12 protein-coding genes are annotated in these 13,200 nt (G+C 72.1%); 10 read left to right on the forward strand and 2 right to left on the reverse strand.

Translation table 11 applies throughout. The features are described 5' to 3' along the window. Positions 1-95 precede the first annotated feature (95 nt). The 10 genes from CF165_RS51935 (at position 96) to CF165_RS43180 (ending at position 11,380) form a co-directional block, all read left to right on the forward strand. The gene (locus tag CF165_RS51935) at positions 96-2,126 is read left to right on the forward strand and encodes a hypothetical protein (protein WP_093953370.1); all 2,031 of its coding nucleotides are present in this window, start codon (positions 96-98) and stop codon (positions 2,124-2,126) included. Continuing rightward, positions 2,119-3,084 (forward strand): HAD-IIA family hydrolase, encoded by a 966-nt coding sequence (locus tag CF165_RS43140; RefSeq protein WP_093953371.1) that lies wholly within the window; start codon positions 2,119-2,121, stop codon positions 3,082-3,084. The genes CF165_RS51935 and CF165_RS43140 overlap by 8 nt, the downstream gene beginning before the upstream one ends. A 17-nt stretch (positions 3,085-3,101) precedes the next feature. Next, positions 3,102-3,302, forward strand: a complete 201-nt coding sequence (locus tag CF165_RS43145; protein WP_093953372.1) for a hypothetical protein — start codon at positions 3,102-3,104, stop codon at positions 3,300-3,302. Positions 3,303-3,307: 5 nt separating this feature from the next. Continuing rightward, positions 3,308-4,135, forward strand: coding sequence for a TlyA family RNA methyltransferase (locus CF165_RS43150; RefSeq protein WP_093953373.1), 828 nt, complete (start codon positions 3,308-3,310; stop codon positions 4,133-4,135). After that, a complete protein-coding gene (locus tag CF165_RS43155) occupies positions 4,132-5,058 on the forward strand; it encodes an NAD kinase (protein ID WP_093953374.1) in 927 nt (308 codons plus the stop codon). Before CF165_RS43150 ends, CF165_RS43155 begins: the two co-directional genes overlap by 4 nt. Positions 5,059-5,148: 90 nt before the next feature. Beyond that, positions 5,149-6,927 carry a DNA repair protein RecN gene (gene recN / locus CF165_RS43160; protein ID WP_167441743.1) on the forward strand — a complete coding sequence of 593 codons (1,779 nt, stop codon included), beginning with the start codon at positions 5,149-5,151 and terminating at the stop codon, positions 6,925-6,927. Between the two features lie 70 nt (positions 6,928-6,997). Continuing rightward, positions 6,998-7,990 (forward strand): zinc-binding alcohol dehydrogenase family protein, encoded by a 993-nt coding sequence (locus tag CF165_RS43165; RefSeq protein WP_093953376.1) that lies wholly within the window; start codon positions 6,998-7,000, stop codon positions 7,988-7,990. After that, positions 7,987-9,162: a DUF1266 domain-containing protein gene (locus tag CF165_RS43170; RefSeq protein ID WP_093953377.1), complete on the forward strand. Its 1,176-nt coding sequence runs from the start codon at positions 7,987-7,989 to the stop codon at positions 9,160-9,162. Before CF165_RS43165 ends, CF165_RS43170 begins: the two co-directional genes overlap by 4 nt. 86 nt (positions 9,163-9,248) lie before the next feature. Then, a complete protein-coding gene (gene steA, locus CF165_RS43175) occupies positions 9,249-10,433 on the forward strand; it encodes a putative cytokinetic ring protein SteA (protein WP_093953378.1) in 1,185 nt (394 codons plus the stop codon). Continuing rightward, complete coding sequence (locus tag CF165_RS43180; RefSeq protein WP_093953379.1) at positions 10,430-11,380, forward strand: copper transporter; 951 nt, start codon at positions 10,430-10,432, stop codon at positions 11,378-11,380. Before steA ends, CF165_RS43180 begins: the two co-directional genes overlap by 4 nt. An 18-nt stretch (positions 11,381-11,398) precedes the next feature. Here the strand turns inward: CF165_RS43180 and CF165_RS43185 are convergent, their stop codons facing one another. Together CF165_RS43185 and CF165_RS43190 are read right to left on the reverse strand one after the other, a co-directional pair. Then, the gene (locus CF165_RS43185) at positions 11,399-11,827 is read right to left on the reverse strand and encodes a peptidase inhibitor family I36 protein (RefSeq protein WP_167441744.1); all 429 of its coding nucleotides are present in this window, start codon (positions 11,825-11,827) and stop codon (positions 11,399-11,401) included. 102 nt (positions 11,828-11,929) lie between these two features. Further along, on the reverse strand, positions 11,930-13,195 hold the full coding sequence (locus tag CF165_RS43190) for an alginate lyase family protein (RefSeq protein WP_240522072.1): 1,266 nt from the start codon (positions 13,193-13,195) through the stop codon (positions 11,930-11,932). Between the last annotated feature and the right edge of the window lie 5 nt (positions 13,196-13,200).

A 13,200-nucleotide genomic window follows, 5' to 3' on the forward strand; every position in this document is an offset into this window, starting at 1 on the left:
ACCTTCCGTACGGCCCGTTAGGATAGCCAGTTGGCTGCCCTAGCGGGCCGTACGCGTATGTCCAGAACAAGATTTTTTCCATGGCAGGAGGCCAGGTGTCCGAGTTCGGTCGACGAGACTCAAGCGATGATGGGTCCGGCCGGTCGGCACGCCGGGACGAAGGCTCCCGGGGCCGGTCGGACGCACCCGGGGGAGACCGGCGCGGAGCGCGGCAGGACCGCGGCGGCCGCGACAGTCACCAGGGACGGCCTCGCCGTGACGACCGCGGTGTCCGCGGCGGCGGCAAGCCCTTCCGCAGTGGCGACGGTCCCCGCGACCGCGACCAGCGCGGAGGATACGCAGGTCAGGGCCGTGACAGCGGCCGCAGCTCCGGCGACCGCGACGACCGCCGCGGCGGCTACAGCAGCCGCGACTCCGGTGGACGGCCGGGCGGCAGCCGCTTCTCCGACGGTCCGAGCCGCTCCGGCGGCGGCCGCTACGAAGACCGGGGCGCCGGCCGATCGGGCAGCCGGTACGAGGACCGGGGCAACAGCCGCGCGGGCACCCGCAACGACAGCCCGGGCCGCGGCTCCGAGGACCGCGGCGGCCGGCCGCAGGGCAAGTCGTCGTACGGCGACCGCAAGCCCCGCTGGGAGGACCGCGGCGGTTCCGCCCGCCGCGACGACGACCGGGGAAGCCGCCCGGGTGGCTTCCGTTCGGACGACCGCGGCCGCGGCGGACACGACCGTCGCGATGATGCCCGCGGTACTCGAACGGGTGGTTTCCGCTCCGACGACCGGGACCGTCGCGACGATTCGCGTGGCGGACGCGGTGGCTACCAGCGGCGTGACGACGACCGCGGTCCCCGCACCGGCGGTTTCCGTTCGGACGACCGCGGCCGTCGTGATGACGACCGTGGTTCCCGTACCGGCGGTTTCCGCTCCGACGACCGCGGCCGGGCCGGCAGCGACCGTCGCGAAGACTCGCGCGGCAGCTACCAGCGGCGCGACGACGACCGTGGTTCCCGCACCGGCGGGCCCCGTTCGGACGACCGCGGTCGCGGCGGCAGCGATCGCCGTGACGATTCGCGTGGTGAGCGCGGCGGCTATCAGCGGCGCGACGACGACCGTGGCGCCCGCTCGGGTGGTTTCCGGTCCGACGACCGCGGCAGCCGTGACGATTCGCGTGGTGAGCGCGGCGGCTACCAGCGCCGTGACGATGACCGCGGTTCCCGTACCGGCGGTTTCCGGTCCGACGACCGCCGTGACGACTCGCGCGGTGACCGTGGTGGCTCCCAGCGCCGGGACGACAGCCGTCCCGCCGCCCGGGACCACGGCGACCGCAAGGACCGCCGGGACGAGCGGCCGCGTCGCGACCCTCGCCCCAAGGTCGGTGCCCCGCTCGACGACGAGGCCCTCGCCAAGGAACTCCTCGAGGCGCCCGAACTGCCCGAAGACGTCGAGTTCTCCGACCTCGACGAGGACGCTCGCCGCGAGCTGCGGACCCTGCCGAAGGGGCTGGCGGAGACCGTCGGGAAGCACCTCGTCGCCGCCGGTGGCCTGATCGACAGCGACCCCGAGGCCGCCCTCGAGCACGCCAAGTACGCCAAGGCCAAGGCCTCGCGCGTCCCGATCGTCCGCGAAGCCCTCGGGCTGGTTGCCTACCAGGTCGGCAACTGGTCGGAGGCTCTTTCCGAGCTGCGGGCCGTCCGGCGGATGACCCGCACCGACGACCACATCGCGGTCATCGCCGACGCCGAGCGTGCGCTCGGGCGCCCCGAGCGGGCCCTCGACCTCGCGAAGGAGGTCGACACCGCGAAGCTGGCGAAGGCCACTCAGGTCGAGCTCGCGATCGTCGCGGCCGGCGCCCGGCGGGATCTCGGGCAGATCGACGCCGCCGTGGTGTCGCTGCAGGGTGACGACCTCAAGCCGGAAAAGCGCGACCCGTGGAGCGCGCGGCTCTTCTACGCCTACGCCGACAACCTCGTCGCCGCCGGGCGCAAGGAAGAGGCCGTCCGCTGGTTCCTCAACGCCGCCGAGGCCGACGCCGAGGACGAGACCGACGCCGCCGAGCGGGCCGCGGATCTGTCGAACGAGAACACCGCCGAGACCACCGACGACAAGGACACCGAAGCGACCGATGAGTGACGCCCTGCTCGCGGCCTACGACGCGGTCCTGTTCGACCTCGACGGCACCGTCTACCACGGCACCCGGGTCATCCCGGGTGCCCCGGAGACGGTGCGGGCCGCGCGGGAGCACGGCACGCCCGTCCGCTTCGTCACGAACAACGCTTCCAAGGCACCGGACGAGGTCGTCGCGCACCTCACCGACCTCGGCATGCCGGCCGAGGTCGGCGAGGTGCACACCAGCGCCCAAGCTGGTGTCGTCCTGCTGAAGGAACGGCTCGAGGCCGGCGCCGAAGTCCTCGTCGTCGGCACCGAATCGCTCGCCGCCGAGGTCGCCCAGGCCGGGCTGAAGCCGGTGCGGGAGAACGGCGACGACGTCCGCGCCGTCGTGCAGGGGCACTCGCCCGACAACACGTGGGCCGCGCTGGCCGAGGCCTGCCTCGCCATCCGCGCCGGCGCGCTGTGGGTGGCCTGCAACGTCGACGCGACGCTGCCCAGCGAGCGTGGCCTGCTGCCCGGGAACGGCTCGATGGTCGCCGCCTTGCGCACTGCCACCGACGTCGAACCGCTGGTTGCCGGGAAACCGGAACCGCTGCTGTTCGAGACCGCGGCGCGGTCGGCGGGTGCGGAACGGCCGCTGGTCGTCGGCGACCGGCTCGACACCGACATCGCCGGCGCGGTCGCCGCGGGCATCGACTCCCTCGTCGTCCTGTCCGGGGTCGCGACGCCGAAACAGCTGATCGAGGCGGGCCCCGCCGAGCGCGGCACCTACCTCGCCGCCGACCTCACCGCGCTCACCAGCAACCCCGAGGACCTGCGGATCGGGCCACGCCCGGGCTGGTCGGTCAAGGCCGAGGACGGCGTCCTGTCCGTGACCGGCGAAGGTGACGACCTGGACCTGCTCCGCGCGCTGTGCCACACGGCCTGGGAGACCGGCGTCACCGAACTCGGCGAGCGAGCCAAAGCGAAACTGTCCTGACTGATACCGTTTGCACTGTGCAGGACCACCACCCCTACCCCGTCCCAGGCCCGCCGCCCGGTTCGTTCTCGCAGCAGACCGACCCGCGCGCGGGCATCGACGAAGCCGTCGCCGGGCTGGACGACCTGGACGCGCTGCCGCTCGCGGAGCACGTCGAGCGCTTCGACGCCGTGCACACCGAGCTGACGGTCGCCCTGTCCAGCATCGACAAGGTCTGATCGGCGTGCCCAAGCGGGCCCGCCTCGACGCGGAACTGGTCCGGCGCGGCCTCGCGCGGTCGCGCGAGCAGGCCTCGGCCCTGATCACCGGCGGCAAGGTCACCGTCCGCGGCATGGTCGCGTCCAAGCCCGCCACCGGCGTGGAATCCGACGCTCCGATCGTCGTCAAGGACGAGGACGACCCCGGCTGGGCCTCCCGCGGCGCGCACAAGCTCCTCGGCGCCCTGGAGGCGTTCACGGGCCTGAGCGTCGAGGGCAAGCGCTGCCTCGACGCCGGCGCGTCCACCGGTGGCTTCACCGACGTCCTGCTCCGGAACGGCGCCGCGACCGTGATCGCCGCCGACGTCGGGCGTGGCCTGCTCGACTGGCGGATCCGCACCGACGAACGGGTCGTGGTCATGGATCGCACCAACGTTCGCAACCTCACCCCCGAAGACCTCGGCGGGCAGGTCGACGTCGTCGTCGGCGATCTCTCGTTCATCTCGCTCAAGCTCGTGCTGCCCGCGCTCGCCGCCTGCGCGCGCGAAGGCGCCGACCTGGTGCCGATGGTGAAACCGCAGTTCGAAGTCGGCAAGGACCGCATCGGCAGCGGGGGAGTCGTCCGCGACCCCGAACTGCGCGCCGAATCCGTGCTCACCGTCATCGACGAGGCCGCGAAACTCGGGCTCGCGCTGCGCGGGGTGACGGCGAGCCCGCTGCCCGGGCCGTCGGGGAACGTCGAGTACTTCGTCTGGCTCACCAAACAAAACGTGGCCGAGTCCACTGTGGACGCGGTAGACAGGTCTGAGGCCGAGCGGCTCGTCCGAACCGCCGTCGAGGAAGGGCCCGCATGACCACCGAACGTGAAGTGCTCCTCATGGTGCACCCCGATCGCGAAGCGACAGGCGAGGCCGCGCGCGAGGTTTCGGCGCGCTTCGCCAAGGCAGGCATCCGGATCCGGGTGATCGAGGAGGATGTCTGCGCGCTGATCAACCCGGACGAGCACGGCGTCGGCTCGAGGTGCACCGTCGTCGCCCAGGGCGACAACCCCGCCGAAGGCGTCGAGCTGGTCTTCGTCCTCGGCGGCGACGGCACGCTGCTGCGCGCGGCCGAGGTGGCCCGCCCGGCCGGGGTGCCCGTGCTCGGCGTGAACCTCGGACGCGTCGGCTTCCTCGCCGAGGCAGACTCGGACGCGCTGGCCGACACCGTGCAGCGCGTCGTCGACGGCGACTACCAGGTCGAAGAGCGGATGACGATCGACGTCACGGTCACCCACGCCGGCGAAGAGGTCGCCCGCACCTGGGCGCTCAACGAAGCCAGCGTGGAGAAGAGCACCCGCGAACGAGTCTTGGACGCGCTGATCGAGGTCGACGGCCGCCCGGTGTCCGCGTTCGGCTGCGACGGTGTGCTGTGCGCCACACCGACCGGTTCGACGGCGTACGCGTTCTCGGCGGGCGGCCCGATCATCTGGCCGGACGTCCAGGCGCTGCTGGTGGTGCCGAGCAACGCGCACGCGATGTTCTCGCGCCCGCTGGTCGTCTCCCGCGACTCGGTGATCACCGTCGGGATCGACCCGGACGGCTCACCCGCGGTCCTGACCTGCGACGGGACCCGGCCCCTCGACCTGCTGCCGGGCGCGCGGGTGCGCGTGACCTGCGGCAAGACGCCGGTGCGGCTGGTCCGGCTGTGGGACGGGCCGTTCACGGACCGCCTGGTCCAGAAGTTCTCGCTGCCGGTGACGAGCTGGCGCGAGCGGCACGCGCGCCCCGTGGAGTAACTCCCGCTCAACGCTTTGTTCGAACATATCGGCGACTCGCCGGGCTCCCGCGCGCGCAGAGTGTCGGTGGGGGCCGCTACGGTAGGCGGCGTGCTGGCCGAGATGCGCATCCAGGGCCTCGGAGTCATCGAGGACGCCCTGCTGGAACTGCACGCGGGCTTCACCGTCGTGACCGGTGAGACGGGTGCCGGTAAGACCATGGTCGTCACCGGGCTGCACCTGCTGTCCGGGGGCCGCGCCGAGGTGTCCAAGGTCCGGACGGGAATGCTCAAGGCGTTCGTCGAAGGGCGGTTCACCTACTCCGGCGTCGAAGGCGCCGAGCGGATCGTCACCGATTCGGGCGCGGACGTGGACGAAGACGGCAGTGTGATCGCGCTGCGCGCGGTTGCCGTCGACGGGCGGTCCCGGGCCCACCTGGGCGGCCGGTCCGTGCCGGTCGGGGTGCTCGCGGAGCTGTCCGAGCAGCTCATCGCGGTGCACGGGCAGAACGACCAGCTGCGGCTGCTGCGCCCGGCCGAGCAGCGCGCGGTGATCGACCGGTTCGCCGGCGACGCGGTGGCGAAACCGCTGGCCGCGTACCAGGAAATCCGGTCCGAGTGGCTGGCGGTGATCGCCGAGCTGACCGAGCGGTCGACCCGTTCGCGGGAGATGGCCCAGCAGGCCGACCTGCTCAAGCACGGCCTCACCGAGATCGACGCCGTCGCGCCGGAGCCGGGCGAGGACGCCGAGCTCACCGCGCAGATCAAGCGGCTCGCGGCGGTCGACGAGCTGCGCGCGGCCGCCACCGAGGCGCACGTCGCCGTGTCGGGCTCGCCGGAGGGCGACCCGGACGCCCCGGGCGCGGCCGGCCTGGTGTCGGAAGCGCTGCGGCGGCTGTCCACGTCCGAAGACGCCGTGCTGCGCGAACTGGCGCCGCGGCTGGAGGAGGCGTCGGTGCTGCTCGCCGACGTCGGCGCCGAGCTGGGCAGCTACGTCGAGACGCTGGACGCCGACCCGGCGCTGCTGGAGAAGGTCCTGGCCCGCCAGGCCGACCTCAAGCGGCTGACCCGCAAGTACGCCGCGGACGTCGACGGCGTGCTCGCCTGGGCCGACGACGCCCGGCGCCGGCTGGAAACCATGGACACGTCGGAGGAGGCGCTCGCCGAGCTCGCCCTGCGGCGCGACCAGCTCGCGATCCAGCTCGCCGCGCACGCCGTCGAGGTGTCGGCAGCTCGCGTCGACGCTGCGGCATCGCTGGCCGCCGAGATCACCCGCGAGCTGTCCGGCCTGGCGATGGGCCAGGCCGCGATCGAGGTGACGGTCGAGCAGCGCCCCGCCGAGCACGGTGACACGCACGCCCTGACCATCGACGGCCGCGCGGTGCACGCGGGCTCCGACGGCGTCGACGACGTCGAGCTGCTGCTGCGCGCCCACGACGGCGCGCCGCCGCTGCCGGTCCACAAGGCCGCCTCGGGTGGTGAGCTGTCGCGGGTGATGTTGGCCATCGAGGTGGTCCTCGCGCACGCGGACACGGTCCAGACGCTGGTGTTCGACGAGGTCGACGCCGGCGTCGGCGGCCGCGCGGCGGTCGAGATCGGACGGCGGCTGGCCCGGCTGGCCCGCACCCACCAAGTCCTCGTCGTCACGCACCTGCCGCAGGTCGCGGCGTTCGCCGACCAGCACCTGGTGGTGGACAAGGGCCACACCGGCGGGGTCACGCGCAGTGGCGTGAAGAACCTGAGCCAGACCGAGCGGGTCTCGGAGCTGGCGCGGATGCTCGCCGGCATGGACAACGAGACGGGCCGGGCGCACGCCGAGGAACTGCTGGCCACCGCGGAGAAGGACAAGGCCGAGTTCGTGCCGAAGCGGAAGCGCGCCAAGAAAAAGTAGCTGCCGGGGAAATAGTCTTCGCGCGAACGGTTGTTGCTACGGCTGTTCGCCCGCGAAGAAAGGACCCCCGATGCGCGCGGTGGTACTCCGAGAGCCCGGACCGGTCGAGAACCTGGAGCTGAAAGAACTCCCGCTCCCCGAGCCGAAGCCGGGCTGGGTCCGGATCGCCGTCAAGGCGTTCGGCCTCAACCGCTCCGAGCTGCACACCCGGCTCGGGCTGGCCGAAGGCGTGACGTTCCCGCGCGTGCCCGGCATCGAAGCCGTCGGCGTGGTCGACGAGGACCCCGACGGGGAGTTCACCCCCGGGCAGCAGGTCGCCACGATGATGGGCGGCATGGGCCGCACGTTCGACGGCGGCTACGCCGAATACACGCTGGTCCCGCGCGGCCAGGTCCTCCCGTTCCACAGCGACCTGCCGTGGGAGGTCATCGGCCAGGTCCCGGAGACGCTGCAGACCGCGTACGGCTCGCTCACCACCGGCCTCGACCTCAAGAAGGGCCAGACCCTGCTGATCCGCGGCGGTACGTCCGCCCTCGGCTTCGCCACCGCGACGCTCGCTCGCGACCTCGGCGCCACCGTCTTCGCCACCACGCGGCAGAAGGACCGCCTGGACACCCTGGCCGAACACGGCGTCGACCACCCGCTCCTCGACGACGGCGACATCGCCGCGCAGGTCCGGAAGATCGTTCCGGACGGTGTCGACGCCGCCCTCGAACTCGTCGGGACGCCGACCCTGCCGGACACGCTGAAGGCCACGCGCGTGCACGGCACCGTCTGCTTCGCGGGCATGCTGTCCAACCAGTGGACGATCTCGAACTTCTATCCGATCGGCTACCTTCCCGCCGGCGTGCGGTTGACCGCTTATGGTGGTGAGGCGGACGACCTGCCCGTCTCCGTCCTCCAGCGCCACCTCGACCGGATCGCCGACGGCGAAGCGAGCCTCGGCCCGGCCAAGGTGTACGCGATGGACGAGATCCGGCAGGCGCACGACGACCTGGAGCACAACCGGACGGCGGGCAAGCTCGTCGTGCTGACCGGCCGAGCGGAGGGAGCCGCCCCGTGATCCTGCCGCCGCCGGCCGACCTCGAAGCCCAGCTCACCGCCGCCCGCCGGGACGGCGACCTCGACCGCTACCTCGGCCTTCTGGCGGGCGAGGAGCTGTTCGTGCCGATCCGGCGGGTGGACGCCCGGAGCATCCTCGACGAACGGGCGGAGACCTTCCCGAACGTCTACTTCGAGACCGGCGGCGACGAGTTCCTGCAGGTCTTCACCCGCGGTGCGCTGCCGGACCTCGGCCCGGACGTCGTGGCCATGAGCGGCGCGCTGGACTGGGCGGTCGACGGCGTCGGGCGGCACGAGCGGGTCGTGTTCAACCGCGGCACCCGCGCCGAATGGCGGCTTCCGGGGGCGACGCTGCAGCCGTGGCTCGACGCGCACCTCGACGACGTCACCCCGCTGGACGAGCAGGTCGAGCGGCTGATCACCGCACCGTACGGGCAGCTCGAAGGGCCGATCGCGCACGCGCTCGCCTGCGGCGCGCACCTGGCGGTGCTCAACGCGGCGCCGTGGAACACCCTCGACGGCCGGTACCACGACTACGTCGCCGAGGTGCGGAGCCTGCGGGACTGGTGGGGCGTGCCCGACCCGCCGGGCTGGCGCACGACCATGGCCGGCCTGATCGGCGACGGCTACGCGCTGACGCCCGGCAACCTGGCGCTGATGCTGCGGCTGCGGTTCGCCGCCGAATACGGCCTGCCGGGCGGCGAGTTCGACCCGGTGACCTGGGCGGAGCTGGCGGACCGCTGGTGCGAGGAGAACGACGCCGCCGACCAGGCGGCCGAGCTGCGGCACACCGTCCGCCGGGTGTCCCGCTACGAACAGCGGTTCCGCGCCGACGGCCTGCTCGACGGCGACGGGTTCGTCACGACCACGTTGTCCTGGGACGTCGGCCGCGCGGTCGCCATCGCCCGCGGCGGTCTGGCGGCGGGCTACTGCGACGCGCTGACCGCCGAGCTGATGGTGCTCGAAGCCGGTGCCCTCGCGCGCCGCTACCACCAGTCATGGGCCGACCTGTCGGCCGGGTACGTCATGGGACGGCTGCTGCACGGCGACGAAGACGAGTTCGGCGAGTGGTACGCCGCGGCCGTGCGCGTCCACCACCAGCTCCTTCAGGACCCGGCGAGCCCCTGGCTGAACCTCGGTTTCGGGTCGTTGTCGGAGGAGTCCGAGGCCTGAGCCGCGACGGTGCTCACCACAACGAGTCACAACGGCTACGGCGTGGCGTGCGTCGTCCCACGAGCAAATTTGTCACCATCGGCCACATGAAGCTCACGGGCCTGCTCACGCGGAACCAAGAACCCCTGCCGGGGATCACCGGGGTCGCCCGGGTCGACCGCCGCACCCGGGAGCTGCTGCGCCGGATCAGTCCCGGCGACATCGTCGTGCTCGACCAGCTGGACCTCGACCGCGCGACGGCCGACGCCCTGGTCGAGGCGGAGGTCGCGGGCGTGGTCAACGCGTCGCCGTCGATCTCCGGCCGGTTCCCGAACATGGGCCCGGAGATCCTCGTCGCGGCCGGCATCCCGCTCGTCGACTCGGTCGGCGGCGAACTGCTGCGCTCGGTCAAGGACGGCACGAAGCTGCGGCTGCTCGACGGCGTCGTCTACGTCGGCGAGCGGCAGGTCGCCTCCGGCATCGAGCAGACCACCGAGAGCGTCGCCGACCAGATGATCGAGGCCAAGGCCGGGATGTCGACGCAGCTGGAGGCGTTCTCGGCGAACACCATCGAGTTCCTGCGCCGCGAGCGCACCCTGATCCTCGACGGCGTCGGCGTGCCGGAGCTGAAGGTGCCGCTGCGCGACCGGCACGTGCTGGTCGTCGCGGGCGGCAACGGCCACGCCGAGGACCTGAAGAAGCTCAAGAAGTACGTCGCCGAGCACCGCCCGGTGCTGATCGGGGTCGACGCGGGCGCCGACACCCTGCGCGTCCAGGGGTACAAGCCGGACGTCGTCGTCGGCGACCCGACCGGCATCGGCAACGCCACGTTGCGCGGCGGCGGCGAGGTCGTCGTGCCCGCTCAGCCCGATGGGCACGCGCCCGGTGTCGAGCGCATCCAGGACCTCGGCATCGGCGCGGTGACGTTCCCGGCGTCGGGCAACGCCGAAGACCTCGCGCTGCTGCTGGCCGACGCGCACGGCGCGAGCCTGGTCGTCACCGTCGGGTTCCAGGCGACGCTGCGCGAGTTCCTCGACCACGGCCGGTCGGGTTCGAACCCCTCGACGTTCCTGACCCGGCTGAAGCTCGGCACGAAGCTCGTCGACGGGAAAGCGGTGGCGACGTTGCACCGCAACCGCGTGTCGATCGGCGCGGTCGTCCTGCTCGTGCTCGCCGCGGTCGTGGTGGTCGCCGCGGCCCTGCTGGTGTCCGACGTGGGCTCGGTCTACCTCGACTGGCTGAAGGGCACCTGGAATTCGTTCGCCGCCTGGGTCAAGGGACTCTTCACGTGATTTCGCTGCGCTACCACGTAGTTTCGATCGCCGCCTGCTTCCTGGCGCTGGCCGTCGGCGTCGTGCTCGGCTCGACGGCGCTGAACGGCACGCTGCTGTCCGGGCTGGCGGGGGAGAAGACGGACCTGGGCAACCAGGTCGCCGACCTGCAGGCGCAGCGCAACGCGCTCAACGCCCGGCTGGCCGACGCGGACGCGTTCGCCGGCTCGATGGGCCCGAAGGTCGTCGCCGGCGCGCTGGACAAGCGGTCGGTGGTGCTCGTGACCACCGACGACGCACGCCCGGCCGACCGCGACGCGCTCAAGACGCTGATCGGCCAGGCCGGTGCTTCGGTGACCGGCGAGGTCCAGCTGACCCCGGCGTTCGCCGATCCCGACAAGGCCGACCAGCTCCGCGACGTCGTGACGCGGCTGCAGCCGGCCGGCTCGAAGTTCCCGACCGCGGGCGACTCCGGCACGCTCGCCGGCGCGTTGCTCGGTTCGGTGCTGCTGCTGGACAAGACCACGGCGAAGCCGCAGTCCTCGGGCGAGGAGCTGGCGGCCGCGCTGGGCGGGCTCGCCGACGGCGGGTTCGTCAAGGCCGGCCAGGACGTCAAGCCGGCCCAGCTGGCGATCGTCCTCACCGGCGCCCCGGCGACCGGCGACGGCGCGGGCGACCGCGCGGCGACGATCGCCCGCTTCGCGACGCAGCTCGACCGCACCGGCGCGGGCACGGTCCTCGCGGGTGACGCGGGTTCGGCCGAAGGCACCGGCGCGCTCGGCGTCGTCCGCGCGGACACCGCGGCGACGTCGATCCTGTCCACTGTGGACAATGCGGACACGTCGGCGGGCCGGGTGAGCACGGTGCTGGCGTTGAAGGAACAGCTCGACGGCGGCGCGGGCCGCTACGGCGTGGCGGGCAACGCCCAGGCACCTGCCCCGGGCGTCACCGCGCCGGCCGGCAACTGACCCCGGCCGGCGCTGGGTTCAGCTGACCGGCTCGAACAGGTGGGAGGCGTTCTGCCGGGCGAGAGGGCCCAGATCTCCCGCGCCGCCGGGGTTGTAGGTGACGTTGGGGCCGCCGTACCTGCTGTTGTAGTAGACCTTCACCACGTAGCGCCGGGTGTTGTTCTTCGCCGATCGGGCGTTGTTCTTCACACAGAGCCCCTGCCCGGCGCCAGGTCCCTTGAACTCGTAGCAGTCCGGCTGGGAGTCGCCGTAGTTCGGTATCGACCCGCTGAAGTCCGACACCGATCCGGTTCCGCCGGGGCCGTAGTACAAGCAGAACTCGTCCATTTCGCAGATGCCGTTGCGAGCCACGGCCGCACTGGCCGCGGGCGCGGCAGTGGCGAGCAGGGCGACGGCTCCGCCCGTGGCGAGCAACACCCGGGCGAGACGCTTTCCCGTGGTTCCCAAAGTGACCTCCCGATCGACTGTGGTGCAGAGGGTGCCTTGGTGTAACACCCCGGCCGTCGTCCCGGTTGAGGATCGACGGCGATGATCACCCGTTCGGCCGAATCACTTCAGGGGCGGATCCAGCGGGAAGCAGGACACCCGCACCGGCCACGTGTCGCCGCCCGCGGGCAACGGCATCTGCCGCAACGCCGCCGCCGCGTCGGTGTCGTGGGCTTCCTCGGCCGCCGCGTGGAAGATGTCCGCCGCGATCGACTGGTCGAACACGCCGATCTGCTGGTGCGGCCAGGCTGCCGCGCCGTGCAGCGCGCCGGGGATCAGCTGGTCGACGACCTTCCGCAGCGTCACGCCGTTCGCCGCGCGGTACTTCCAGACGTCGACGCCGAGGTTCTTCCCCACCTCCGCCATGCGGCCCCACGCCGTGAGGTTGAAGTTGACGTAGTGCCACGACATCGTCCGCGACAGTTCCAGCGGCTGGCTGCCGTCGGCGGCGAACTGCACCGGGAACCGCTTCTGCTCGGCGTTGAGGACGATCTTCCGCGCCGCGTCCCGCTTGCCCAGGTACGCCGAGATCGTCGCGTTCTGCATGTCGAGGAACGTGCCGTGGTTGTTGGTGGCGGCCAGTTCCAGCTTGGCCTGCGGGCTGGTCTGCATCCAGTCCAGGTACTGCGTCAGCCACCCCTTGATGCCGGAGCGGTCCTTGCCGGTCCAGCCGGGCGCGCCGCCGTCGAGCAGCGCGAACGCGTCCATCAGCTGGCTGAACGACTGCGTGGAGTCGATGATCCCGGTGCCGCTGACGGTGTTCTTGCACGGGATGAGCTGCGAGTACGTCATGTTCGGGTTCATCCGGGTCGCGGGGTCGAGGAACCACGTGCGGATGTCCAGTGCCGCGCGCTTCGCGTACTTCGCGTCACCGGTGTAGTACCAGGCCAGCGAGAGGTAGTACATCGCGTCCCACGCCCACATCCGGTAGGTGTGGTCGGTGATCGCGTCGGCTTCCGGGTTGCGCTGGCCGTCCTTGCTGACGTACGGGCAGCCCTGCGGGTTCTCCGGCGTCTTCGGCTGGCTCGCCCACCAGTACGGCGCCTGGCTCATGTAGTCGTGCTTGTCGCCGCTCGGCGGCGCGGACGGCTTGTCCAGCACCGACCACGGCCCGGCCGTGAGCGCGGTGTTCGCCTTGTCCAGCACGGCTTTCAGCGCGGCGCGCTGCGCCTGCGTCGTGTGGCCACTGCGGACTGCTTGCCGGATCTTCGCGAGCTTGGCGCCGTCGGTGACGACGGTGTGGGGTGGGGACGCGGCCACCGCCGTCCCGCTCACCGGGACCAGGATCAGGCTCGCGGACAACGCAAGCGCGCCCAGAATGCTTCGCACCTCGA

This window comes from Amycolatopsis vastitatis (genome assembly GCF_002234595.1).
Taxonomy (GTDB): domain Bacteria; phylum Actinomycetota; class Actinomycetes; order Mycobacteriales; family Pseudonocardiaceae; genus Amycolatopsis; species Amycolatopsis vastitatis.

Coding starts and splice junctions, on each gene's coding strand:
- CF165_RS43140 (WP_093953371.1), top strand. CDS start 2,119: ATGAGTGACGCCCTGCTCGCGGCCTACGACGCGGTCCTGTTCGACCTC.
- CF165_RS43155 (WP_093953374.1), top strand. CDS start 4,132: ATGACCACCGAACGTGAAGTGCTCCTCATGGTGCACCCCGATCGCGAA.
- CF165_RS43165 (WP_093953376.1), top strand. CDS start 6,998: ATGCGCGCGGTGGTACTCCGAGAGCCCGGACCGGTCGAGAACCTGGAG.
- steA (WP_093953378.1), top strand. CDS start 9,249: ATGAAGCTCACGGGCCTGCTCACGCGGAACCAAGAACCCCTGCCGGGG.